This window comes from Arthrobacter sp. CJL-S3 (assembly GCF_056711635.1).
On the sequence record NZ_CM160046.1, the window covers coordinates 2950299 to 2974955 of the forward strand.

A 24657-nucleotide genomic window follows, 5' to 3' on the forward strand; every position below is an offset into this window, starting at 1 on the left:
TCAGAGCTCCTGTGCGAAGTGGACGGCGAGCCGGCGGAACGTCAGCTGTCCGAGGAACAGCAGGCCGAGGGAGATCATCATGGCGATCGGCAGCCAGACCGTCAGCAGGCCCGGAGGAATGGTCTCGATCCCCAGTTGTTCGGCGTTGAGCGTCGGTTCCCAGAAGACCCAGTGGAAGACCTCGACGGCGACCGTCATCGGGTTGAGCTGATAGACCCAGAACCAGGAGCCCATCACGTCCTCGACCATCGTCCACACGTAGAGGACCGGTGAAGCCCACGTCACCACCATGACGATCATGTCGACGATGTTCTCGGAATCGCGGAAGTAGACGTTGACGGCGCCGAAGATCAGGCCCAGGCCGGTGGCGAGAACCGCGACCATGAGGAAGATCAGGACGGCGGCGGCGATCTGAAAGATCGACGGCGTCCACCCCACCACGAGACAGGCCCCGACCAGCACCAGCAGTTGTGGCAGGAAGTGCGCGGCGGACACCCAGACCGTGGCCACCGGGAAGAGTTCCCGCGGGAGGTAGATCTTCCGGATCAGATCGCGGTTGTCGACGATTGACCGGGTGGCGTTGGAGAGGCACTCCGTGAAGAAGTTGACCAGCACAATGCCGGCAAAGAGATAGATCGCATAGTTGGGCGTACCCCGCTGGAGGTCCAGGAAAACGCCAAGCGCCACGAAGTAGATCAGGAACTGCACGAGTGGCTTGACGTACGACCACAGCAGCCCCAGCACCGAGCCCCGGTACCGCACCTTGATTTCCTTGCGCACCAGCAGCTTCAGGAGGAAACGGTCGCCGTAAACATCCAGGAGCCCCCGCCCGCTTCCGGGCTTAAGCATCTGGTCGGTTGGACCCGCCATCTAGTCGCCGTCCTTGGAGTTCGCCTCGAAGGTCTTCTTCCACGCGTCGAAGGAGCTGATCTCCGCTACGGCGGACCGGTACTGCTGGGCAAGCGTGTCCCACTCGCGGAAGAGCTGCAGGTGCAGCCGCGTGGTTTCGGTCAGCATGGATTTCAGCTTCTTGGGGTCCCGCTGGTACCAGGACGCGCCCGTGCCTTCGGCATTGGACACCACGACGCTGTCATAGTGGGCCACCCTGTACCAGCGGTTGTCCCGGTGGGCCAGATACCCCTGCGGCCTTTCGGCACTGTCCGGGCCGGGCGCTTTGATCAGCTGCCGCGCGACGGTCTTGATGCCCCACGGGATGAGCTGCTTCTTGCTGGGCAGCCCCACCACGGTCCCGCCCATCGGTCCGCGGCCGATCTTGGGCGCCGGGAAGTCATCGACGTCCTCCTTCAGCTGGGCGTCCGGATAGTCGGCCTTCAGGGCGTTGATTTCCGGCAGCTTGGTGCCGAGCACCTGGTGGAGGTCGTCGGGACCCTTCAGGAGGTCGCGCAGCGCTTCGATGTGTCCGTGCTCGGTGAAGTACTGCATCGACACGAGGTGCTTGACGTCGGACTGGAAAGACTCGCGCAGCACCCGGCCGCCCTTGGGATACGGGCTGTGGATCAGCGTGGTGATCAGCCGGTTACGCGCGTGGAAGTAGGCCTGCCAGCCGACCAGGTCGTCCTTGTCGATCCACGACACGTGCCAGACGGCAGCGCCGGGCATCGATACCGTGGCAAAGCCGGCTTCCCGTGCGCGCAGCCCGTACTCAGCGTCGTCCCACTTGATGAACAGCGGCAGCGACAGCCCGATCTCCTGGATCACCTTGGTGGGGATCAGGCACATCCACCAGCCGTTGTAGTCCACATCCACGCGGCGGTGCAGCCAGGGGGTCTGACGAAGGTTCGCGACGCTGAAATCGTGCCGCGTCTCCATGTCGGCGTGGGGCAGGGCCGGCACGATCCGGTAGGGGTCCACGACCTCGCCGAAGGTGTGCAGGACGCTGCGGTTGTAGAGGTCGAACATGTGGCCGCCGACGATCGTCGGCTTGCGGCAGTGGTCGGCGAACGTCAGGAGCCGCACGATGCTTTCGGGTTCGACGACGATGTCATCGTCGAGCAGCAGGGCGTAGTCACTGCCGTTTTCGACGGCCTCGAACATGCCGCGCGCGAAGCCTCCGGAGCCGCCAAGGTTTGCCTGGTTGATGATCCGGAGCTTGCCGCCGAGGGCATCCCGGACGGCGGCGAAGCCCTCCTGGTCCTCGACTTTCTGCGTGCCCTGGTCCACGATCAGGATTTCCTTGACGTTTTCGAGGACGTCCGGGTTGTCCGCCAGGATGCGGGCGTTGTTCAGGCAGAAGTCAGGCTTGTTCATGGTCGTGATTTCGAGGGTGACCTGCCCCTTGGTGGCGCCGGTTTCCGGGCCCTCCCACTGGGCGCTCTCGAGCACCAATCCGTCCGCGCTGGCGGCGAGGTCGAACCAGTACCATCCGCCGTCGCCAAACGGCTTCAGCGACAGCTCGAACACGGAGGTGCTGTCGCCGTCGACGTGGACACCGTCGACGCGCTGGACGGAGCCGCGGGCGTTGGACTTGTACACGGTGACCGTGCCGGTGCCGCTGGTCCGGACGACCAGCCGGATGTCCCGGACGGACGTCCAGCGCCGCCAGTAGCTCGCGGCGAACGCGTTGAAGTAGGTGCCGAACGAGATCTGTTCACCGGACCGGACGCGCATCGAATGCCGGGTGAGGAGGTCCTCGAAGTGCGCCTGCTGGCTGCCGGAGCTGAACATCTGCAGTTTGTCTTCGGGCAGCTTCGGTGTCCGGGCCAGCTCGTCGTTCTCGCGCAGCCGGATGCCGCTGGCCGTCCCTGCGTCCGCGTACAGGGAAACCGTGTCCGGCTGGTCCGCCGAGGGCAGGATGACGCGCTGGATCGTGGCCCAGCCTGTGGTTCCTTCGGCGGCGCTCATGCGTCCACTCCTCCGCTTTCAATCGTGGCGCCGGCCTCGAAATGCGGCCGGATCTTGTTGTCGAACATGGCCAGGGCAGAGCCGATGGCCATGTGCATGTCGAGGTACTTGTAGGTGCCGAGCCGTCCGCCGAAGAGCACGTCCTTCTCGGCCGCCGCCAGGTCACGGTACTTGAGCAGGCGCTCCCGGTCCGCGGCGGTGTTGATTGGGTAGTAGGGCTCGTCGCCCTTCTCGGCGGCGCGGGAGAACTCGCGCATGATGACGGTCTTTTCCGTCTGGTAGTCGCGTTCCGGGTGGAAGTGGCGCGGCTCGATGATCCTGGTGTAGGCGACATCGGCGTCGTTGTAGTTGACCACCGAGGTCCCCTGGAAGTCGCCGACGTCGAGCACTTCCTCCTCGAAGTCGATGGTGCGCCAGGAGAGGTCGCCCTCGGCGAAGTCGAAGTAGCGGTCGACGGGTCCGGTGTAGATCACGGGGATGTTCCCGACGACCTTGTTCTTGCTGTATTCCTGCGACTCGTCGAAGAAGTCGGTGTTGAGGTGGACTTCGATGTTCGGGTGGTCGGCCATCTTTTCGATCCAGGCCGTGTAGCCGTCCGTCGGGAGGCCCTCGTACGTGTCGTTGAAGTACCGGTTGTCGTAGTTGTAGCGCACCGGGAGGCGGGAGATGATGCCCGCGGGCAGGTCCTTCGGATCCGTCTGCCACTGCTTGCCGGTGTAGTGCTTGATGAACGCCTCGTACAGCGGCCGTCCGATGAGCTGGATGCCCTTGTCGTTCAGGTTCTGCGGATCCGTGCCGGCGAGTTCCCCGGCCTGTTCCAGGATCAGTTCCTTCGCCTGCCCCGGCGTCAGGTTCGCGCGGAAGAACTGGTTGATCGTGGCGAGGTTGATCGGCAGGGAATAGACCTCGCCCTTGTGCACGCCGTACACCTTGTGCACGTAGTTGGTGAAGGTCGTGAACCGGTTCACGTACTCCCAGACACGCTCGTTGGAGGTGTGGAACAGATGCGCACCGTAGCGGTGCACCTCGATGCCGGTCTGCTCTTCCTTTTCGCTGTAGGCGTTGCCGCCGATGTGGTGGCGGCGGTCGATGACAACGACCTTCAAGCCCAGCTCTGTGGCGGCCTGTTCTGCGATTGTCAGGCCGAAGAAGCCCGACCCTACGATGACGAGGTCAGCGGTCACAAACTCTCCTGGTTCGAATGCGGGCAGCGCAATGTTGCGCATTGTCTGCTGCTCTAGCCTACCCGAGCGCCCAACGTAATCGGCCACGCACGCCTTCGTCCACATAGGCCGAATACCCTGCCCCGGGTCGGGGAAACCACGCCTACCGTGGGATCCAAACGACGCCGCGGGAAAGGACTGTTCCTCGATGATGCTGCACTGCACCCTGGTTGCGGCTCCGGGGTCCGCTCTCCGCGCCGGACCGGTGGAACTGGCGATCGAGCTGCCCGACAGGTGTCCCGGCGCGGATCTCCAGGCGGTTCTCTCCCGGCGCTACGGCACCGGGACGCTGTCGGTGGGCCGGGTGCCGGTGGCCGGCTTAAAGGTCGGGGAGGGCCCCCTCGTCCAGGGTGCCGTCCTGGTGGACGGCGCTGCCCCGGCGGCCGCCCGGGACGTGGCGCCGCTCGCACTGGCGGTGCACAGCGGGCCGGGGGCCGGGCTGGTCTTTCCGTTGCGGCGGGGGCTGTTCCGGATCGGCCGCGGCGGAACCGGGATCGTCATTCCGGATGCCGAACTTTCGCGCGAACATGCGCTGCTGGAGGTGACTGATTCCGCCGTCACCCTCCTCGATCTCGGGAGTGCCAACGGGGTCCGGGTCGACGGAAAGCAGGTCCACAAGGCGGTCGTCTCCACGGATTCCTTGATTTCCTGCGGCGGCTCGTCGATGGCCCTGGTCTTCGGCGGCACCGCGGATCCCGGCAGCCTGTCCGCTGCCGGGTCCGACGTCACGGCACCGTTGGCGGTCAGCAACCCGGCGGCGCACGGCAACAGGGCGGCGCTGCTGCTGGCGGCTGCGCTGCCGCTGGCCATCGGAGTCGGGCTGGCCGTCCTGACCGGGATGTGGATCTTCCTGGCGTTCACCGCCGTGTCCGCGGTTTCCGTTCTCGTGCCCGTTGCCGCGGGCAGGAGGCAGCGCCGCGAACTCCGGGCCGCGGTCGCCGCCGCGGCGCGTGAGGACAGGGAACGACGGCGGCGTGCCGCACCGTCCGCCGGTGAGCTGTCGCTGGGAGTTGCCTCGGCGGATCCGGGCCCGCCGAGGGTTTCCGCCACGACCGGGCCGGTCTGGTTGCGGCTCGGACAGTCACAGCAAAGCGCGAATATCCGGCTGGACCCGCCGGATCCCGGGTTCCGCCCGCCGCTGCTCGGCAGGATGCCGGTGACGCTTGATCCCTCGACGGCAGTGACGACGCTGCGTGGTCCGGAACCGTCTGTGGCCGGGCTGGTCAGGTCCTTCGTGGTGCAGCTTGCCGGCTACGCGGCGGCCCGGCGGACCAGGATCCTCATCCACGGTCCAAGCCCGTCGCTGCTTGCCGCGCGTTTCCTGCCGGCCGCAGTCCTCTCCGCGCAGGAGGGTTCCACGCTGGAGACCCTGGCAGCCGGCCCGGGCGGGGACTATGAGCGCGGGGTCCTGATTATTGTCGCTGCCCTTCGCACGGCCGGGCTGCGCGCCGTGGCGGTCAGCCGCGGCTGGCAGGTGATCGACTGCGCCGGCGAACCGGCCCCGGCTGCCGGCGCGGCCCTGGTTCTCACCGGGCGCACTGCGTGGCTCTCGGCGGCCGGCTCGTCGCTGGAGTTCACTCCGGATCTTGTGCCCTCCGGCGTCTTCGACCGCAACTGCCGCCGGCTGGGGGCCCGGGCCCCGGCGCCAGCGCCCGGGGCGGGTATCCCCGGGGCCTGTTCGCTGCCGGGGCTGCTTCCGGTCTCCGCAGAGGACGTATCCTCGCGCTGGGCCGAGTCCACGGCGGGGTGCGGGCTTCCCGTCCTGGTCGGTATGGGGAGGTCCGGCCCCCTGCGGCTGGATCTCCAGGCCGACGGTCCCCACTTCCTGGTGGCGGGCACCACGGGATCCGGCAAATCGGAGTTCCTCCGGACCCTCGCGGCGGCTTTGGCGGCCGCTCATCCCCCGGACCGGATCAATCTGCTGTTCATCGATTTCAAGGGCGGGTCCGGCCTGCGGCCCCTGGCCGGCCTGGCCCATTGCGTCGGGCTCCTCACGGATCTCGACCTGGATGAGGTGGCGCGCACCCTGGTGTCCCTGGGGGCCGAAGTCCGCCGCCGTGAAGTGCTCCTCGCCTCGCATCAGGCCGCCGATCTCACGGCTTATGAGGCCCTTGATCGGCGCGGTCCGCCGCTGCCCCATCTGGTCCTCATCATTGATGAATTCAGGATGCTGGTCGACGAGGCGCCGGACGCGCTGGCCGAGCTCATGCGGATCGCTGCCATCGGCCGTTCACTGGGGATCCACCTCATCATGGCAACGCAGCGTCCCCAGGGGGCCGTGTCCGCGGATATCCGCGCGAACGTGACCAGCTGCATCGCCCTGCGGGTTCAATCCGAGCTCGAATCCCTGGACATCATCAATTCCCGGCTGGCGGCCGCCATCCCCGTGACGAGTCCGGGACGCGCCTACGTGGTCCGCGGAAACGGGGCACCGGAGGAGTTCCAGACGGCAACCCTCACACCACCCGTTCCCACGACGGCCCGCGGTCCGACAGTGACGGAGGCGATGGAACTCCTCAACCGCCCGGCAGCCGCCGGGTCCCCCGGCAGGGCGGGCGGCGCTTCCCCGCCGCCGCCGTCCGCGGCGGCCGCCCGGCTGGCGGAGGCGGTAGCGGCAGTCTGGGCGGCCACCGGCAGTCCGAACCCGCGCCGACCTGTGGCAGTGCCTCTCCCCCGGCAGGCGCCGTTCCCCGCCGACGGGAACCGCAGCCGGATCAGGCTGGGGCTGCTGGACCTTCCCGAGGAACAGCGCGTGGCCGAGTTCGGCTGGGATCCGGGCGCACACGGCCACCTTGGACTGGTCTCGGGTCTCGCCGGTGGTGCCGACGATGCCCTGGGGCTCATCGTCGGGCAGCTCCTCAACGGCGACGACGAATCGCATCTGTACCTTCTGGATGCCGCGGGGTCCTTCAGCACAGCAGCCGCCCACCCGAGGGTCGGGGCGGTCGTGGGACTGCACGAGCTGCGCCGGTCGGCGCGGGTGCTGGAGCGCGTTGCCGAAGAACTGCCCCGAAGGCTGGGCACCGCCGGGGCGGCCGGCGCACCTTCCCTCGTCCTCGCTCTGTGCGGGTGGGGGTCCTGGGTGTCGGCGTTCCGGGCCGGCCCGCTGGCGTGGGCCGAGGACCTGGTCCAGGACATCGTCCGCGACGGCGCCCGGGCGGGGATCACCGTGGTGGTCGCGGGTGAACGCGAGCTGGTCACCTCACGGTTCTTTGCGGCCGTCCCGAACCGGATCTTCCTGCCCGCCGGCTCCACGGAAGAGGGGCGGCTCGCCTGGCCCAGGCTGCCTGCCACCGCGCCGGTTGCCGGACGGGTGGTGGTCTTCGGGCCGCTGTCCGCCGCGTCTTCTCCATCCGGCCACGTGGGACAGCTCTTCGAACCCCGATCTCCCGCCACCGACGGTCCCGCCACCGCCGGTCCCGCCCCGGCCGCCCGGACCCGGCCGTTCCGGGTCGAGCCGCTTCCGGTGCGGGTGTCGGTCGCCGACGTCCTGTCCGGTGCCGCAGCCGGCCCGGCCGCGCCGCCGGGGCAGCTGTGCCTCGGGGTCGAAGGCGATGAACTGCGTCCGGCGTCCGTCCCGGCGCCTCCCGGCGCTGTCCTGGCCGTCCTTGGCGGCCACGCGTCCGGGAAGACCACTCTCCTGTCGGCCCTGCCGGGCCTCAATCCCGGCGCGGACTGGCTTCGGTGCCCTGCCGCCACGGATCCGGAGCCTTGGTGGGCCGGGATGCATGACGCTGCGCTCGCCGGCGCCCTGGACCCGGCGGCACTTCTCGTGGCGGACGACCTCGATCTGCAGTCACCCGAAACCAACAACCGGCTGCTCCTGCTCAACACCCTCGGCTGGCGGGTGGTCCTGACGGCTGGATTCAGCCCGGGCCTTCGGCTGCGGGTGCCGCTGGTGCAGAATGCGGCGGGCCCCGGACGGGGCGTGCTGATCGCCCCGCGGTCGCTGATGGACGGAGACTTGTTCGCAGTCAGGTTCGAAGTGGAGCAGAACCCTCCGCCGGGCCGCGCCGTCCTGATTTCGGACGGGCGGGCACGGGCGGTGCAGTTGGCGTTCGACCCGGATGCCGGCTCCGAGGGCGGCGGACCGTGACCACCGGGCTCCGGCCGGACTGCGGGCACGGCCGCGGGCACAGCTGCAAGAACGGCTAGAGGGCGGGCGGCGCCCCGCCGGCGCGCGAAGCGAACGCGATAACCCGCTTGTCGAACAGCAGGACAATGGCAAGAACCGCCGGGACCAGCATGGCCAGGCCCGCCAGCGGATATCCGCCCGTCAGTGTTGGAAAGCCGATCGTGAGCGTGAAGAGCTGCGCCACCAGGGCGCCGGCGCGCGGCCACCGGTAACCGCGGAACAGGAAGGTGGATACCGCATAGAGCCAGGCGGAGAAGGCCAGGAGGAGCGCCAGCGTGAACACGGCCCCCCAGAAAGAGAGCACCGGGGCGCCGGTCAGCAGTTGGCTTCCGTACCAGACGGCCGCCGCCAGCAGCGCGGTCGCCTCCAGGGCCACGACGATCGCAATCACCAGGATTCCTGCGGGCCGTGCGGGAGCGCCGGTCCCCGCGCCGCCTGCCGGGGTCCCGGCGGGGTCGGCGCCGCGGTTATCGGCGGGTTCGGAGGGGTCTTCAGGGGCGCTTGACACACTGGCACAGTACCGGACATAGTCGGCCAGATGTGAGGTCACCGCCAGCCAATGTGATGTATCGCTCACGATCCCAAGGTATTTTGCAGCCAAGTACCCCTTGTTTACGCAGCGTTAACATGACACGCTTAATCCAGTTGACCGAGGGGGCCCAGAGGGCCCCTTTCTTATGAAGCCTCTAGTGAATAATTTCACAAAGGCCTTTTAACGTGTGCCCAGGAAATGGAGTGACTGATCAGCATGGATTGGCGTAACCGCGCAGCGTGCCTTGACAAGGACCCGGAGCTATTCTTCCCCGTAGGAAACACCGGCCCAGCCCTCCTGCAGATCGAGGAAGCCAAAAGTGTCTGCCGTCGATGCCCCGTCGTCGACACCTGCCTGCAGTGGGCACTTGAGTCCGGACAGGACGCCGGCGTCTGGGGCGGCATGAGCGAAGACGAGCGCCGTGCCCTGAAGCGCCGCGCTGCCCGCGCCCGCCGCGCCTCCTGACACCAGGTCCCTGAAGCCGGCCCGCCGGCGATCCGCGGTGAGCGGCAGGACAGCAATGGCCGCAGACCTTCGTCTGCGGCCATTGCGCGTTAATCAACCGGTCCGGCCGGCGGCGGGCAGGCCGCCGGACCCAGCCGCGGCCGCGCTACCGTTTCGCCAGGCTCAGGACAATCTGGACAGCGGTTCCGCCGCCCTCCCGGGCCTTCCACTGGATGCTGCCGCCCAGTTCGCTCGTCACCAGGGTCCTCACGATCTGCAGGCCCAATCCCTCCACATAGGGGGTGGCCGGGATGCCGACGCCGTCGTCCGCCACCGTCACGGTGAGCAGCTCCTCGCCGTCCTCGCTCTCGGAACGGTCCGCGATCAGCCAGACAGTCCCCGTCCGGCCCTCCAGACCGTGTTCGACGGCGTTCGTCACCAGCTCGTTGATCACCAGGGCCAGCGGCGTGGCAAAGTCGCTCGGCAGCTCGCCGAAGAGTCCGGAACGCGCCGTCTTCACCTGCTGTGACGGGGAAGCCACCTCGGCCGAGAGCCGGAACTGTCGGCCGATGAGCTCATCGAAGTCGACGCTCTGGGTCAGGCCCTGCGACAGCGTCTCATGCACGAGGGCAATCGTGGCCACCCGCCGCATCGCCTGCTCGAGTCCCTGCTTGGCCTCGTCGCTCACCATCCGCCGCGACTGCATCCGCAGCAGCGCAGCGACGGTCTGCAGGTTGTTCTTCACGCGGTGGTGGATCTCGCGGATCGTGGCGTCCTTGGTCACGAGTTCCATCTCCCGCCGCCGCAGCTCGGAGACGTCGCGGCACAGCACCAGGGCGCCAAAGCGCTGCTGCTCGTCCCGCAGGGGAATCGCCCGCAGCGACAGGCTGACCCCGCGGGACTCGATTTCACTGCGCCACGGCATGCGTCCGGTGACCACCAGGGGCAGGGTCTCGTCCACCATGCGGCGGTCCCTCAGCAGGCCCGCGGTCACCTCGGCCAGGCTTCGGCCTTCGAGGGACTCGCCGTCGCCGAGCCGGCGGAACGCCGAGACCCCGTTGGGGCTCGCGTACTGGACGATGCCCTCGGCGTCGAGCCTGATCAGGCCGTCACCGACGCGGGGCGCGCCGCGGCGCGATCCGGTGGGCGAGGCGAAGTCCGGCCACAGCCCCAGCGTCCCCATCCGCAGGAGGTCATAGGCGCACTGCCGGTAGGTCAGCTCCAGCCGTGAGGGCATCCGGGAGCTGGAGAGGTCCATGTGGGTCGTGACGATCGCCAGGGTCCGGCCGTTGCGGACCATCGGCACGGCCTCGACCCGCAGCGCCATGTCGCTGCTCCAGTTGGTCTCGTTGGAGCGCTCAATGGTCCGGCTCTCCCACGCCTTGTCGACCAGGGGCTGCAGGTCCGACCTGATCCCCTCCCCCACGAAGTCGGCATGGAACACCGTGTGCGTGGTGGAGGGGCGGACGTGGGCCAGCGCCACGTAGCCGAACTCAGGGTGCGGAAACCATAGCGCCAGGTCCGCGAACGCCAGGTCCGCGACCATCTGCCAGTCGCCGACGAGCAGGTGCAGCCACTCGGCATCCCCCGGCCCGAAATCAGCATGCTCCCTGATAGGGTCCGTAAAGATTGCCACAGCACCTCCATTTGCGACGCGGGCAGCCCAGCTGCCCTAGCGTCGGACGATTGACCTCAAGAGCCTCAATGCTACCGACAGCGAGGCCATGTCATCGGCCTCGAGGGCGTTCACCTCGTCAAACATGCTCTTCGCCCGGTCCAGCTGCTCCACATTCTGGCTCTCCCAGGCCAGAAGCCGTTCCTCCGCCGGCAGTTCCGGGGATGTGGCCTCCAGCACCGCCGTCGTCATATCCGAAACGGTCGAGTAAAGATCGTCACGGAGGGCCGCCCGGGCGAGCGCCTGCCAGCGGTCCTTCCGGGGCAGCTTGGTGATGCGTTCGAGCAGCGAGTCGGCGTGGAAGCGGTTGAACACCGTGTAGTAGACGTGGGCGATGTTCTCGACGGGTTCCGGGCTGACGTGGACGATCTTGGCGATGTCGAGCAGGACGAAGCTCTCGAACAGTTCCGCCCAGCGGTGGGCCAGGTCCTCGGGCAGGTCCCAGCCGCGCGCCTTTTCGAGCCATTCGGCCACCCGGGCACGGTCGTCGCCGCGCAGGTAGTCCAGCAGGCGTGCCCGCATTGGATCCATCAGCGGCTTGAACTCCCCGACGATCTCGGCAATGGGCCGGGAGGCGTTGCCCTGGCTCAGGATCCACCGCACGGCCCGGTCCAGGAGCCGGCGGATGTCCAGATGCACGGTGCTCCAGTGCTCCGTGGGGAAGGACGCGGGCAGCTCGTTGAGTTCCGCGACCATGATGTTCAGCTCGTACACCTCGCGGAGCGCCACGAACGCCTTGGCGACGGCCGCCTCGGTGGCCGAGGTCTCCTCCATGGCGCGGAACACGAAGGTGATGCCGCCCATGTTGATCATGTCGTTGGCCACCACCGTGGCGATGATTTCGCGCCGCAGCGGATGGGTGTCGAGCTCGGCGTCGAACCTGTCGCGCAGCTGCTGCGGGAAGTAGGCCCGCAGGGTCTGCCGGAACCACGGGTCCTCGGACAGGTCACTGTCCCGGAGCGCCGAGGCAAGTTCGATCTTGGCGTAGGCCGCCAGCACCGACAGCTCGGGCGAGGTCAGGCCCTGGCCCTGCTCCAGCCGCTCCCGCAGGGTCTCCGTGGTCGGCAGCGCCTCCAGATCGCGTTTGAGATCGGCGGACTTCTCCAGCCAGTCCATCAGCCGCTCGTAGCTGGGGCTCCATTCGGAGACCCGCATCCGGTCGTTGAGCAGCAGGATGTTCTGGTCGATGTTGTCCTCCAGCACGAGGCGGCCGACTTCGTCGGTCATCGACGCCAGGAAGTCCGAACGCTCCGCGGGATCCAGCTTCCCTGCGGCCACCATCCGGTCCACGAAGATCTTGATATTGACCTCGTGGTCCGAGCAGTCCACGCCGGCGGAGTTGTCGATCGCATCGGTGTTCAGGATGACGCCCTGGAGGGCCGCTTCGATGCGGCCGCGCTGCGTCATGCCCAGGTTTCCGCCTTCACCGACCACCTTCACGCGCAGGTCTCGGCCGTCGACGCGGATGGAGTCATTGGCCTTGTCGCCGACCTCGGCGTTGGTTTCGGTGCTGGCCTTGACGTAGGTGCCGATTCCGCCGTTGTACAGCAGGTCGGCCGGGGCGAGCAGGATCGCGCGCAGCAGTTCGGGCGGGCTGAGCTGGGTGGTCCCGTCTGGCAGTCCGAGCGCGGCCCTGACCTGGTCCGAAACCGGGATGGACTTGGCCTGGCGGGCAAACACCCCGCCGCCCTCGCTGATCATTGACTTGTTGTAGTCGTCCCAGGAGGAGCGGGGCAGCTCGAAGAGCCGCTGGCGCTCGGCGAAGGAGACGGTCTCGTCCGGGGTGGGGTCGAGGAAGATGTGCCGGTGGTCAAAGGCCGCCAGCAGCCGGATGTGCTTGGACAGCAGCATGCCGTTGCCGAACACGTCACCGGACATGTCGCCGACGCCGACGACGGTGAACGGCTCGGACTGCGTGTCCAGGTCCAGCTCGCTGAAGTGGCGCTTGACGGATTCCCAGGCACCGCGGGCGGTGATGCCCATGGCCTTGTGGTCGTAGCCGACGGAGCCGCCGGAGGCGAAGGCATCGCCGAGCCAGAAACCGTATTCGGCGGCGAGTCCGTTGGCGATGTCGGAGAAGGAAGCCGTTCCCTTGTCGGCCGCGACGACGAGGTAGGAGTCGGCGTCGTCGTGCCGTACGACGTCGGCCGGCGGCACCAGCTGCTCGCCCTCCGGCGTCGTGACGAGGTTGTCGGTGACGTCCAGGAGTCCGCGGATGAAGGTCTTGTAGCTTTCGACGCCCTCCGCCATCCATGCGGTGCGGTCTGCCGCCGGGTCCGGGAGCTGCTTGGCGTAGAACCCGCCCTTGGCGCCGGTGGGCACAATCACGGCGTTCTTGACCGTCTGGGCCTTGACCAGGCCGAGGATCTCCGTGCGGAAATCCTCGCGCCGGTCCGACCAGCGCAGCCCGCCGCGGGCGACCTTGCCGAAGCGCAGATGCACCCCTTCGACCCGGGGCGAGTAGACCCAGATCTCGAACATGGGCCGCGGGAACGGCAGGCCCTCCATGGCGGACGGGTTCAGCTTGAAACTCAGGTGCGGTTTGTTCTGGTAGTAGTTGGTCCGCAGCGTCGCCTGGATCAGGTTCTTGAAGGTCCGCAGCACCCGGTCGGCGTCGAGGGTCGCGACCTGTTCGATTGCGGCGTCCAGTCCGGTGAGGACCTCGTCCTGCCTGGTCCGGCGTGCGTCCTCGTCCAGCGAGGGATCGAAGCGGGCTTCGAAGAGGGCGCTGAGCCCGCGGTTGACATCCGGGTTGGCCAGCAGGGTGTCGGACAGGAATCCGTAGGAGTTGGTGTTGCCCATCTGCCGCATGTACTTGGCGTAGGCGCGCAGCACAACGACCTGGCGCCAGTGCATTCCCTCGCGCAGGACCAGCCGGTCGAAGCTGTCCGATTCCACCGCACCGGACACCGCGGCGCCGAAGGAGTCCGCCAGCAGCTGCCCGGTCTCGAGCGGGTCCACCCCGGCCGGGTACTTCAGGCCGAGGTCGTAGAGGAAGAAGTCCCGGTGGTCGGCGGTTTCGATCTCAAACGGGCGCTCGTCCAGGACCTCCAGGCCCAGGTTGTGGAAGTAGGGCAGGATCTGGCTCAGGCTCTTGGGTTCGAGCATGTAGAGCTTGACGCGGGCGTCCTCTTCAAGCGTCGCGCCGGCGCCGTCCGGGAGGTAGACGTGGACGCCGGGATGTTCCTTGACGGCTTCACCGGCCCGGGCGGCGGCGGCACCGTACTTCTCGAAGCGGGCGATGTCCTCAAGGGCATCCTCCACCTCATAGTCAACCCGGTAGCTCGCCGGGAAGGCCTCGGCCCACACGGCGGCAAGCTCCTTGGCGCGGTTCTCCTTGATGCCGCCGGCGCCGTCGACGCGGGCGTGCAGGACCTCGGCGATGCCTTCGCTCCACGAGCGGGCCGCCCGGACCAGCCGCTTTTCGAGATCGTCGGTGTTAACGTTGCCGACATCGGCGTTCTTCGGGAGCCGGATCCGGAAGAAGAGCCGCGCCAGGGCGGATTCGGTCATCCGCGCCTCGTAGTCGATGGACACGGCATTGAAGGTCTCGCGCAGTTCCTGCTCGATGCGCAGCCGCACGTTGGTGGTGTACCGGTCGCGCGGAAGGTAGACGAGGGCTGACATAAAGCGGCCGTAGATGTCCGGCCGCAGGAACAGCCGGGTCCGGCGGCGTTCCTGCAGCCGCTGGATGCTCGTGGCAATGGCGGCCAGGTCGGGGATCTCGATCTGGAAGAGCTCGTCGCGGGGGTAGGTTTCGAGGATGCCCAGCAGGTCCTTGCCGGAGTGTGAATCCGGCGGGAAGCCGGCGTCCCGCAGGACCGCGGCGACCTTCTCCCGGACCACCGGGATGTCACGCACGGATCCGGCGTACGCGGTGGTGGCGAAGAGTCCGATGAAGCGCCGTTCGCCGTTGACGTTGCCGGCTGCGTCGAAGCTCTTGACGCCGATGTAGTCCAGGTAGGCCGAGCGGTGAACGGTGGAGCGCGAGTTGGCCTTGGTGATGACGAGTGCGCGCTTTTCGCGGGCCTTCTTGCGGCCGGTCTCCGTGAGGTGCTGAATCTGGTGCGGTGTGTCGGCGCTGGCGCGCAGCAGCCCCAGTCCGCTCTCCTCCCGGGGTTCCAGGACATCCTCGCCGGATTCGTTCTTGAGGTCGTATTCGCGGTAGCCGAGGAAGGTGAAGTTCCCGTCGTCCAGCCAGCGCAGGAGTTCCTGGGCCTGGCGGAGTTCGGCGATCTGCGCCGGATTGGCGAGCTTGTCCAGGTCCGCCGCGATCTGGATGGCCCGGTTCCGCATCTTCGGCCAGTCCTCGACGGCGGCGCGCACATCGTTGAGCACCCGGCCGATGCCCTCGGTCAGCGCCGCGCGCTTCGCGTCGTCGACGCGGTCGATTTCGACGGCGATCCAGGACTCCATGTGGGAGGCGTTGTCGCCCTGGGCGATCAGGTGCGAAAGGTTGGGCATCGCTGCCGTGTCGCCGCTGGAGATGCCCAGGTGCGAGGGAACCCGCGCGACCCGGACCATTTCCCCGGTTTCACGGTTGCGGGTCACGACGAACAGCGGATGCATCACCAGGTGGATGGGGGCGTGCTGCCGGACCAGTTCGGCGTTGACCGAGTCAACGAGGAAGGGCATGTCGTCGGTGACGATGTAGACGACACTGCGGTCGGCTTCGTCGGAGATGGTGATGTTGGCGTTGCCCGGGAAGCGCTGCGCCGCCGTTTGGCGGTGCGTCTGCGCCCGCGCCGCGAGCAACTCCGCGGGATAAGCCCGGGCGTCTTCCCCGGCGATGTGCTCGTAGTAGTCCCGCAGGTAGCCTTCTCCGGCACCGATCGAAACGGGTTGATCCTCCACGCTGGACCCAGACGACATCGACAAACGCCTCCATCAAGAAAGTTCATGGCCGCTTCCTTGCGGCCCTCATGGCGAGCCTAGCCCTTAAGCAGGCGCTTCGCTGTGGTGGAAAAGACAGAGGATCGACTGTTTTGCTGGACGGGTGCACAAACCAATCCGGCGATGCCCTTCCGGAGCGGGGAATCCGGCGCCGCTTCAAGCAGCAGCGATCCTGAGAGCAGGGCCGCATCACTCGAGACCGGATCTGCCGGGAGGAACGCCAGCAGCGGCGCGGTCGGGCCGTACCGCTCCCAGGCGTCGCGCAGTTGCCGCTCCGGGGAACGCCCCACCGCGGACTGACGGACCTTGTTCAGCACCACCCGCGGGGACGCCTGCGGGACGGCCGCTTCCAGTTCGGCCAGGCCCCGGACCAGCCGCGGGACGCCGATCGAGTCAGCCGCGCCGACGGCGAACACGGTGTCCGCCAGTTCAAGGCTCCTCAGCGTCGCGGCGTTCCGGCGCGGAGCCATCGTGTCGAAACTCAGCTCTTCGTCGCTTTCGAGGCAGAACCCCGTATCGACGACGGTGACGTCCACGACCTGCCGGGCACGCGCGAGGACGAGGGACAGCGCCGCGGCGCGAAGTTCAGTCCAGCGGTCCGCCCGGGTGATTCCGGTCAGCACACGGAAGGTTCCCGCCCTGGTGACCACGGGTGCCGCAATCCGGAGCAGCGCTTCGGCGTCGAGGAGGCCCTGATCGGCCAGGCGGCAGGCCTGCGCGAGACCTGCGGCTTCGTCCAGGAGTCCGAGCATGGCTGCGACGCTGGCACCGTAGCTGTCGGCATCCACCAGCAACACCGATTTGCCCTCGGCGGCGAGTTCGGCCGCCATGTTGGCAGCGAGCATGGTCCGGCCCGGCGATCCGGCCGGGCCCCACACCGCAATGATCTGCCCGGCGCCGGATCCTTCCGGCCCCTGCGCGGCAGCCGGTCCGGAGTGGCCGGGCGTCGGGCCGGGTCCCTCCGCGGCAGCACCGCCGGAGCGGCCGGGCGTCGGGCCGTCGGTTGAGCCGGGGCCGCCCGCGCGCCGATGCCGCTGGTCAGGTCCGGCCAGGCGTGCCACCGCCCCCGTGATGCGGCTGGCGAGCGCCGCGGCGTCGACTCCGGTGCTGTCGGCGTCCACGCCGATCCCTTGGAGCCGGGCCTTTTCTTCTGGACTGTCGGTCAGGGCCAGGACGGCCACACCGACGGCGGACAGCCGGTCGACCAGCGACGCCGTCAACTCCTCGCTGCCCTGCGCCACGACGGCGGCCCGGGCCAGGCCGCCCTGGCACGCCGCCAACAGCTCCGCCAGTTCGCCGCACCGCCGGACGACGGACACCGGCCCGTGAAGCCGCTCCAGCCTGCCGACCAGGTCCTCACGCGAATCCCCGACAGTGACGACCGGGATGCTCATCGGCCCGTGCCTCCCGGGTTCCAAACCACGGAGATCTTTGCCTTGTTGGCCTGCGCGCCCAGCAGATTGGGCATCTGCCCGTCCGTCACCAGCACCATCACGACGGTGGACCGGGCCGACCCCAGCGCGGTGCTTCCCGGGGCGATCTGGGCGATTTCGGCGCCCGGCAACAGCAGGCTCGGCTGAATGAACCCGTTCCGGTCGTCGGGCAGCGCAACCCAGACATCCACCCGTGACCCGGCAACCGCCTGCGGCGGCAGCGCCTCATCGATGGTGACCGCGACCGGTTTCCGGTCCAGGCCGTCGACCTGCCCGAAGCTCCCGCGGGGCACCAGTTGGTCCTTGCCGATGCGCTGGACGGCAACGAGCCCGTCGGGCACTCCGGACGCGGGCGTCAGATACTGCTGCTCCACATCGCCCAGGCGGACTTTGACGCGGTTCAATTTGTCCGGGGTCAGCTTTTCGCCGACGGCGATCGCCTCGCGTGCGGTGTAGGCCTCGGCTGTCTGGTCCGCGGCGCCGACGAGGGAGATGACTCCGGCAACGGAGGCCAGGACGAGCAGGATGCCGATGAGCAGCCTGGGATCTTTCCAGGATGGCTTCTTCAGCCGCGCCCCGCCGGCCACCGTGCTCCCACTCATGCGCCTGCTCCCCCCGTAGTCGCCGCCCGGCACCGGCCGGGCCTCATCATTGTTACGCCTTCGAGCCCTGACGGGAAGGTGCCGGGACAAAGAAGTGCAAACTGTGGATATCGGGCTCAGACGAAGCCATTAGTGGCAAAATGAACGTATGCCCCGATTCCTGACCCTTGCCGACGTCGCAGAGCAGCTCCAGATCAACGCCCCGGCTGCCTACGCGCTCGTACGCAGCGGCCAGCTCAAGGCCATCCAGGTGGGCGGACGCGGCCAGTGGCGTGTCGAGGAAAAGATGCTCGAGCAGTACATCGAGGAGCGGTACGCCGAGGCAAGCAGGATGATCGAAGAGGCCAAGTCCAAGACCCGCTGAGCCCGGCGTCCCGCGTGCGCTGCGGGCGCCGGCCCATTCAGTGTGCCTCCTGGCCCGGAGCCCGGGCCGACCTGATGCCGGCCAGTGCGGCAAAAGGGATGGTCGCCAGCTGCCGGACGTTGGCCGCCCGCCGGTCCTCGCCCCCGCCGGTGACCGCCAGGTCAAGGTAGTCGCGACCGACCCGGTCAATGACGCCGTGGAGCGTCGTTTCACCCGTCAAGCCGCCGGAGATCAGGACGGCGAGGCCCGTTCGGTCCCGTGCCAGTCCGCGCAAGGCGCTGGCCAGGCCCAGTCTTTGCCGGACCTTGGACGGCTCGGGCACGGCGAGCCGCGAGAGCCCGAGATAGCGTACGGCCGAGGCATAGGGAACCAGCACCTGGTGCGTCGGTTCATCCAGCACGAGCGCCTGGCTCCCAGCGTGGCTCAGGGTCCCTTGAAACGTCGATCCGGACGCCAGTTCGACCACGATCAGCAGTCCCAGCGAGCCTCGCAGCCGGTCTGCGAGTTCCACCGCCGCCGACTCCGTCCGGGTCCTTTCCGCGATTTCCACGTCGAGATCCAGGCGCTCGCTGGCGGCCAGCTGTGTCTCCAGGTCATCAAACAGGGCATCCCAGCGCATGGCGTCAGCGTAGGCGTGCCGGGCCACAAGGGTCAATGACGCCTTTTTGAATTGTCTCTGGACAAATGCGTTCCATGAGGATCAAACTGTCGTTAACGAAGTCAAATAACATCAAAAAGCATCAAACGGCATCAGTAGAGTCACTTCAGATGAGGCGGTCGGACCATGAGGGCAGCAGAATTCCCACCAGCCGGGCGAGGACGCGCGTTCCGCGCCGACGCGGCCATGGCCACCTTCATCCTGTTGCTCGGAGTCATCCTTGCCGCAATCGGCGGGAGCAACGTCCAGCGCTGGCGGGCAACCCCGAGCCGGCAGCTGCCCCTCGGGTTTGAAGACCAGCTTGGCGTCGCGGCCAACACCGCCGGCCTGATCGTCATCGTCTGGTGGGGGATGTCCTTTGTCATTGCTGTCGCGGCGGCACTCCTCGACCGTTGCGGAAACGCCCGCGCCGCCTCGGCTGCCGGAAAGTTCACCCCCGCCTTCATGCGCCGCCTCACCCTGGCCGCGGTCGGGCTCCAGCTGGTCACCGCACCGCTGGCCGCCGCCTCTCCCCTGCCGGTCGGCTCCGGAACCCCCGGGTCCGCGGCGGCAGCATCCGCCGCGTGGACGCCGCCGGCGTCCCCGGCCACAACCGGGACTCTGCCGCCCGCCGCCGTGGCTCCCCCCGGACCGGCGCCGCAGCCGGGCGCTCCGGCCGTGGCCCAGCCACAATGGCGGCCACTCAGCCCGGTCGTCGAACCCGGCCCCCTGGCCGGACGCCCGCTGCGGCAACAGCAGCCCGGCGCCCAGTCCGCGGAGGTGACGGTCCGCGCCGGAGATTCGCTGTGGAGCCTGTCGTCTGCCCGGCTGGGGCCCTTCGCCTCCGACGTCGACATCGCCCTGGACTGGCCCCTGATCTATCAGGCCAACAGGGACATCATCGGCGGGAACCCCAACCTCCTGAGGCCGGGCCAGGTGCTCCAGCTGCCGCCCGGGCAGTGAGTCGGCAGACGCCGCGGGACAACAACAACAACGGCTCCGCCGTCACCACGAGCAACACCACGACCGCACAGCAGTCCAAACCGCCAGCCACCAGCCACCAGCAAAGGAAGCCAACATGAGTGCCCTGCCCAGCCCCCGCGCCGCCGCGGAAGCCCCCGCATCCCCTGCCACGCCCCTGCGCCTGGTGCCCGGGGGCGCCGGCCCGGCCACCCCCGTGGCCGCCCCCGCGTCCGGTCCTGTGTCCGGTCCCGACTCCGGTCCCGGCATTTCAGCGACGCCGTTGCGCGTGACCGATGAGGACCGCGAGATCTGTGCGATCTGCCGCAGCACGGTTCAGGCCGCCATCGAGGTGCTGGCCGGCACCCGGCCGGCGCAGCAGCTCGCCCGGCGGCTCGACGAACGCTGCCTCGCGGCCCTGCAGCACCGGGCCGCCCTGACCCGGAGGGTGCCGTGCGGGGCGTCACCGACCGCCGGACGCCTGCACCGCAATCCCGCGGTCCGCTCGGTCCGGGCCTGCCGGGTCTCCGCCGACGTCTATGAGGCCAGTGCCGTCGTGGTCGAGGAACTGCGGGTCCGGGCGGTCGCGTTGAGGCTGGAGCGAAGCAGGCTTGCCTGGCGGGTCACCGTGCTGGAAATCGGCTGACAGCCAGGGTAAGCCGTCCGTGAAAACCCGCTGGGGGTCCGACTCGCGGAACCGAGGAAAGGAGGAGGAAGCAGCAACGAAAGAGGACCGGAGCATGCTCCGGTCCTCTTTCGTTGCTGCGCCGTTCGGGTTGGCTGCCGCAGCTCAGCCGGCAGCCGGTTAGCGCCGTTTCTTCTTGTTGGCGCGGCGCGGCGAGTCCTGCGCGGCCTTGGCCGGGTTGCCGGAGCGGCCGGAGGCCTTGGCCTCGACGCGGGTCTGGGCCGAACCGTCCTCGCCGGGTGCCGTGTACTGCAGCTGGGCCGGCTTTTCGGGCGCTTCCAGCCCGGCAGCCCGGATCTGCGGCTCGTGGTGTTCGGTATGCTGGCCCGCGGCGTCCGCCACGACGACGTCCTCGGCGGGGGTCACCTCGACCTCAAGATTGAACAGGAAGCCGACGCTTTCCTCCCGGATGGCCTCCATCATGGACTGGAACATGATGAAGCCCTCGCGCTGGTATTCCACCAGGGGATCGCGCTGGGCCATCGCACGCAGGCCGATGCCTTCCTTCAGGTAGTCCATCTCATAGAGGTGTTCCTGCCATTTGCGGCCGATCACGGACAGGACAACGCGGCGCTCAAGCTCGCGCATGCTCTCGTGGCCGATGGCTTCCTCGCGTGCCTGGTAGACCAGGCGTGCATCGGAGAGGATCTCCTCCCGGAGGAAGTCCACGGTGATCCGCGACTTTCCGCCGGCCTCGTCGATGAGGTCGCGCGGGGTGACGCTCACGGGATAGAGGGTTTTGAGGTTGGACCACAGCAGGTTGAAGTCCCAGTCGTCGCCGGTGCCCTCCGCGGTGGCTTCCTCGATGAACGAGTTGATGGTGTCTTCCAGGAAGAACTGGACCTTCTCGTGGAGGTCATCGCCCTCGAGGATGCGGCGTCGGTCTCCGTAGATGGCCTCGCGCTGGCGGTTCAGGACGTCGTCGTACTTCAGGACGTTCCTCCGCTGTTCGGCATTACGGCCTTCGACCTGGCCCTGGGCCGAGGCGATGGCGCGCGAGACGAGCTTGGATTCGAGCGCGACGTCGTCGGGCACCGAGCTGTTCATCAGCCGTTCAGCCGCGCCCGAGTTGAACAGGCGCATCAGGTCATCGGTGAGGGAGAGGTAGAACCGGGACTCACCGGGGTCGCCCTGGCGGCCGGAGCGGCCGCGCAGCTGGTTGTCGATGCGGCGGGATTCGTGCCGTTCGGTGCCCAGCACGTACAGCCCGCCGAGGCTGAGGACCTCCTCGTGCTCGTCCTTGACCGACTGCTTGGCCGCTTCAAAGGCTGCGGGCCAGGCCGCTTCGTATTCCTCGGAGTTTTCTTCCGGGTCCAGGCCGCGCTTGGCCAGTTCGGCGACGGCGGTGAACTCGGCGTTGCCGCCGAGCATGATGTCGGTACCGCGGCCTGCCATATTGGTCGCCACGGTCACGGCGCCCTTGCGGCCGGCCTGGGCCACGATCGCGGCCTCACGGGCGTGGTTCTTCGCGTTCAGGACCTCGTGCCGGACGCCTTCCTTGGCCAGCAGCCTGGAGAGGTATTCGCTCTTTTCGACGCTCGTGGTGCCGACCAGGATCGGCTGGCCCAGGGCGTGCCGTTCGGCGATGTCCTTGACCACGGCGTCGAACTTGACGGCCTCGTTCTTGTACACGAGGTCCGGCTGGTCGATGCGCGTCATGTCGCGGTTGGTGGGAATCGCAACGACGCCGAGCTTGTAGGTGCTCATGAACTCGGCGGCTTCAGTCTCGGCTGTACCGGTCATGCCGGCGAGCTTGTCGTACATACGGAAGTAGTTCTGCAGCGTGACGGTGGCGAGCGTCTGGTTCTCTGCCTTGATCTCGACGCCTTCCTTCGCCTCAATCGCCTGGTGCATGCCTTCGTTGTAGCGCCGGCCGGCGAGGATACGGCCGGTGTGCTCATCAACGATCAGCACCTCGCCGTCGAGGATGACATAGTCCTTGTCCCGTTTGAAGAGTTCCTTGGCCTTGATGGCGTTGTTCAGGAAACCGATCAGGGGCGTATTGGCGGACTCGTAGAGATTGTGGATGCCGAGGTAGTCCTCGACCTTTTCAATGCCGGCCTCCAGCACACCGACGGTGCGCTTCTTTTCGTCGACCTCGTAGTCCTCCTCCGGCTTGAGCCGCGTGACGACCTTGGCGAACTCGCTGTACCAGCGGTTCGTGTCGCCCTGGGCGGGGCCGGAGATGATGAGCGGGGTCCGTGCCTCGTCGATGAGGATGGAGTCCACCTCATCGACGATGGCGAAGTGGTGGCCGCGCTGGACGAGCTCGGACTTGTCCCACGCCATGTTGTCGCGCAGGTAGTCGAAGCCGAATTCGTTGTTGGTGCCGTAGGTGATATCCGAGGCGTACTGCTCGCGGCGCAAGGCAGGGTCCTGGTTGGACAGGATGCAGCCGCTGCTGAGGCCGAGGAACCGGTACACGCGGCCCATGAGGTCCGACTGGTATTCGGCCAGGTAGTCGTTCACGGTGATCACGTGCACACCCTGGCCGGCGAGGGCGTTGAGGTAGGCCGGAGCGGTCGCCACGAGGGTCTTTCCTTCACCGGTCTTCATTTCGGCGATATTGCCCAGGTGCAGGGCGGCCCCGCCCATCAGCTGGACGTCGAAGTGCCGCATGCCAAGGGTGCGGGAGGAGGCTTCGCGGACGGCGGCGAACGCCTCGGGCAGGAGGTCGTCGAGCTGCTCGCCGTCGACGTGGCGTGCGCGGAGACGGTCGGTCTCCTCGCGCAGTTCGGCGTCGGTGAAGGTCTGGAAGGAACTTTCAAGGGCATTAATGGAATCGGCATAGTTCCGCAGTTGCCTCAGGGTTTTTTTGTCACCCGTGCGGAGAAGTTTTTCGATAAGTGATGCCACGTGAAGTTGCTCCCAGTCTCAAGCTGCCGAATTCTGGCGTTTTTAGTCTACGGGAGAGACGCAGGGCCGGTTACGCCTGTTCCCTCTGAGCGGATACACCGCTTCCTGCCCCGGATACGGCGTCCGCGAGCGCGGGCGCCAGGTCCCCCTTGGGGGAGACAACGACCCGGTCCAGTTCCAACCACTCTGCCATGAGCTGCAGTTCCGCGGCGAGTTCGACGGCGGTGTCGGCGGGAGCGCCGGGCTCCGCGTGGGCGGCCCTGGCCAGCAGGAGGCCGTTGCCCCGGTCGGCTTTGAGGTCGACACGGGCCACGATCCCGTCGCGCAGCAGAAACGGCAGCACGTAATAGCCGAACCGGCGTTTCGGCTCCGGGGTGTAGATCTCGAGGCGGTAGTGGAAACCGAACAGGGCCTCCAGTCGCTGCCGCTCAAAGACCAGCGAGTCGAAAGGGCTCAGCAGCGCCCGGCCGGTGGCCGTCCGCGGGAGCTTCGCCTCGACGTGCCGGTAGACGGGCCTGTTCCAGCCGGACACTGTGACCGGGAGCAGCGTGCCGGCGTCGACGAGCTGTTCGACGGCGACGGCGGACGCACGCATGGGCGTCCGGAAGTAATCAGCGAAGCACCGCAGCGTGCCGATCCCGTGGGCCCGGGCGGCGGCGTCGATCAGGCGGACCAGCGCGGCCCCCTGGTCCGGCCCGTCGTCCGGGGCGGCGGCGCCGGGATCCACGTCCGGCCGTCCGGGCAGGACCTTGGCGGTGAGCGTATAGCGCCGTTCAAAGGAGTCCGTGCGGGAGGCTGCCGAAATGAGGCCCGCTTCGAAGAGGTGCTCCAGCACCCGCTTCACAACGTTCCAGTTCCAGCCCCAGTTCTCCTGTTGGCGGTCCTCCACATGGCCCAGCCGGGCGGTGAGCTCGGCAGCGGTCATCGGCCGGCCGGCGGTAAGCGCTTCAAGCACCCGGGCGGCGACGCCGCTCCGCAGCTCGGGATCCATGGAGTGCGCCCCCACCCATGCGCGGCTCTGCCACAGGAGCAGGTCCTGGAAATGGTCGGGACGGATAAAGCTGGCCTCGTGGGCCCAGTACTCCATCATGCGGCGCGGGTGCTGCCCGGCCATCCGGTCCAGGATGGTGCGGTCGTAGTTCCCCAGCCGGGAAAAGAACGGCAGGTAATGACTCCGGGACAGCACGTTGACGGAGTCAATCTGGACCAGCTGGAGACGGGCAAAGGTACGGCCCACCGCCCGTGAAGTCACGGGTCCGGCGGGCCGTAATTTGTCCAATCCCTGGGCTGCCAGTGCGATCCGCCGGGCCTGCTTGAGGCTCAGCGATTCCTGCACGTCAGTCCCTTCGTTGGATG

The 24657-nt window shown here is 67.9% G+C and carries 16 protein-coding genes; 5 read left to right on the forward strand and 11 right to left on the reverse strand.

Annotated elements, in window-relative coordinates:
- From AC06G6_RS13445 to glf, 3 genes are read right to left on the reverse strand one after another with little or no spacing between them, the layout of a single operon-like run.
- The gene (locus tag AC06G6_RS13445) at positions 1–870 is read right to left on the reverse strand and encodes an ABC transporter permease (protein WP_479822802.1); all 870 of its coding nucleotides are present in this window, start codon (positions 868–870) and stop codon (positions 1–3) included.
- Positions 871–2862: a glycosyltransferase gene (locus AC06G6_RS13450; RefSeq protein ID WP_479822804.1), complete on the reverse strand. Its 1992-nt coding sequence runs from the start codon at positions 2860–2862 to the stop codon at positions 871–873.
- The gene (glf, locus tag AC06G6_RS13455; protein ID WP_479822806.1) at positions 2859–4046 is read right to left on the reverse strand and encodes a UDP-galactopyranose mutase; all 1188 of its coding nucleotides are present in this window, start codon (positions 4044–4046) and stop codon (positions 2859–2861) included. The genes AC06G6_RS13450 and glf overlap by 4 nt, the downstream gene beginning before the upstream one ends.
- A gap of 187 nt (positions 4047–4233) precedes the next feature.
- Between glf and AC06G6_RS13460 the strand changes: the two genes are divergently transcribed.
- On the forward strand, positions 4234–8181 hold the full coding sequence (locus AC06G6_RS13460) for an FtsK/SpoIIIE domain-containing protein (protein ID WP_479822808.1): 3948 nt from the start codon (positions 4234–4236) through the stop codon (positions 8179–8181).
- Positions 8182–8236: 55 nt separating this feature from the next.
- On the opposite strand, the gene AC06G6_RS13465 is transcribed toward AC06G6_RS13460, so the two are convergent.
- On the reverse strand, positions 8237–8728 hold the full coding sequence (locus AC06G6_RS13465; protein ID WP_479822810.1) for a hypothetical protein: 492 nt from the start codon (positions 8726–8728) through the stop codon (positions 8237–8239).
- Positions 8729–8968: 240 nt separating this feature from the next.
- On the opposite strand from AC06G6_RS13465, the gene AC06G6_RS13470 reads away from it, so the two are divergent.
- The gene (locus AC06G6_RS13470) at positions 8969–9217 is read left to right on the forward strand and encodes a WhiB family transcriptional regulator (RefSeq protein ID WP_003804966.1); all 249 of its coding nucleotides are present in this window, start codon (positions 8969–8971) and stop codon (positions 9215–9217) included.
- Positions 9218–9362: 145 nt separating this feature from the next.
- On the opposite strand, the gene AC06G6_RS13475 is transcribed toward AC06G6_RS13470, so the two are convergent.
- Genes AC06G6_RS13475 through AC06G6_RS13490 form a run of 4 tightly spaced genes read right to left on the reverse strand, consistent with a single transcriptional unit; the run spans position 9363 to position 17799 of the window.
- Complete coding sequence (locus tag AC06G6_RS13475) at positions 9363–10832, reverse strand: sensor histidine kinase (protein ID WP_479822812.1); 1470 nt, start codon at positions 10830–10832, stop codon at positions 9363–9365.
- A 36-nt stretch (positions 10833–10868) separates the two neighbouring features.
- The gene (locus AC06G6_RS13480) at positions 10869–15743 is read right to left on the reverse strand and encodes an NAD-glutamate dehydrogenase (RefSeq protein WP_479822815.1); all 4875 of its coding nucleotides are present in this window, start codon (positions 15741–15743) and stop codon (positions 10869–10871) included.
- Positions 15744–15802: 59 nt separating this feature from the next.
- Entirely contained in the window at positions 15803–17158 is a 1356-nt protein-coding gene (locus AC06G6_RS13485) for a CpaE/TadZ family protein (protein WP_479822817.1), read from the reverse strand.
- Positions 17155–17799, reverse strand: coding sequence for a CpaB family protein (locus AC06G6_RS13490; protein ID WP_479822819.1), 645 nt, complete (start codon positions 17797–17799; stop codon positions 17155–17157). The genes AC06G6_RS13485 and AC06G6_RS13490 overlap by 4 nt, the downstream gene beginning before the upstream one ends.
- Positions 17800–17947: 148 nt before the next feature.
- Between AC06G6_RS13490 and AC06G6_RS13495 the strand changes: the two genes are divergently transcribed.
- Entirely contained in the window at positions 17948–18163 is a 216-nt protein-coding gene (locus AC06G6_RS13495; RefSeq protein WP_307459933.1) for a helix-turn-helix domain-containing protein, read from the forward strand.
- Between the two features lie 37 nt (positions 18164–18200).
- On the opposite strand, the gene AC06G6_RS13500 is transcribed toward AC06G6_RS13495, so the two are convergent.
- Positions 18201–18809, reverse strand: coding sequence for a hypothetical protein (locus AC06G6_RS13500; RefSeq protein WP_479828674.1), 609 nt, complete (start codon positions 18807–18809; stop codon positions 18201–18203).
- 138 nt (positions 18810–18947) lie between these two features.
- Between AC06G6_RS13500 and AC06G6_RS13505 the strand changes: the two genes are divergently transcribed.
- Positions 18948–19763, forward strand: a complete 816-nt coding sequence (locus AC06G6_RS13505) for a LysM peptidoglycan-binding domain-containing protein (RefSeq protein ID WP_479822821.1) — start codon at positions 18948–18950, stop codon at positions 19761–19763.
- Between the two features lie 115 nt (positions 19764–19878).
- Positions 19879–20406, forward strand: a complete 528-nt coding sequence (locus AC06G6_RS13510; protein WP_479822823.1) for an Rv3235 family protein — start codon at positions 19879–19881, stop codon at positions 20404–20406.
- Between the two features lie 159 nt (positions 20407–20565).
- Here AC06G6_RS13510 and secA read toward each other — a convergent pair whose 3' ends face one another.
- Together secA and AC06G6_RS13520 are read right to left on the reverse strand one after the other, a co-directional pair.
- Positions 20566–23301, reverse strand: coding sequence for a preprotein translocase subunit SecA (secA, locus tag AC06G6_RS13515; RefSeq protein WP_479822825.1), 2736 nt, complete (start codon positions 23299–23301; stop codon positions 20566–20568).
- Positions 23302–23371: 70 nt separating this feature from the next.
- Positions 23372–24637, reverse strand: a complete 1266-nt coding sequence (locus tag AC06G6_RS13520; protein ID WP_479822827.1) for a winged helix-turn-helix domain-containing protein — start codon at positions 24635–24637, stop codon at positions 23372–23374.
- Between the last annotated feature and the right edge of the window lie 20 nt (positions 24638–24657).

Bases quoted from the DNA above. Each gene is read 5' to 3' on its own strand.
- AC06G6_RS13445 (WP_479822802.1), bottom strand. From the start codon at position 870: ATGGCGGGTCCAACCGACCAGATGCTTAAGCCCGGAAGCGGGCGGGGG.
- AC06G6_RS13450 (WP_479822804.1), bottom strand. From the start codon at position 2,862: ATGAGCGCCGCCGAAGGAACCACAGGCTGGGCCACGATCCAGCGCGTC.
- AC06G6_RS13460 (WP_479822808.1), top strand. From the start codon at position 4,234: ATGATGCTGCACTGCACCCTGGTTGCGGCTCCGGGGTCCGCTCTCCGC.
- AC06G6_RS13470 (WP_003804966.1), top strand. From the start codon at position 8,969: ATGGATTGGCGTAACCGCGCAGCGTGCCTTGACAAGGACCCGGAGCTA.
- AC06G6_RS13480 (WP_479822815.1), bottom strand. From the start codon at position 15,743: ATGTCGTCTGGGTCCAGCGTGGAGGATCAACCCGTTTCGATCGGTGCC.
- AC06G6_RS13485 (WP_479822817.1), bottom strand. From the start codon at position 17,158: ATGAGCATCCCGGTCGTCACTGTCGGGGATTCGCGTGAGGACCTGGTC.
- AC06G6_RS13490 (WP_479822819.1), bottom strand. From the start codon at position 17,799: ATGAGTGGGAGCACGGTGGCCGGCGGGGCGCGGCTGAAGAAGCCATCC.
- AC06G6_RS13495 (WP_307459933.1), top strand. From the start codon at position 17,948: ATGCCCCGATTCCTGACCCTTGCCGACGTCGCAGAGCAGCTCCAGATC.
- AC06G6_RS13505 (WP_479822821.1), top strand. From the start codon at position 18,948: ATGAGGGCAGCAGAATTCCCACCAGCCGGGCGAGGACGCGCGTTCCGC.
- AC06G6_RS13510 (WP_479822823.1), top strand. From the start codon at position 19,879: ATGAGTGCCCTGCCCAGCCCCCGCGCCGCCGCGGAAGCCCCCGCATCC.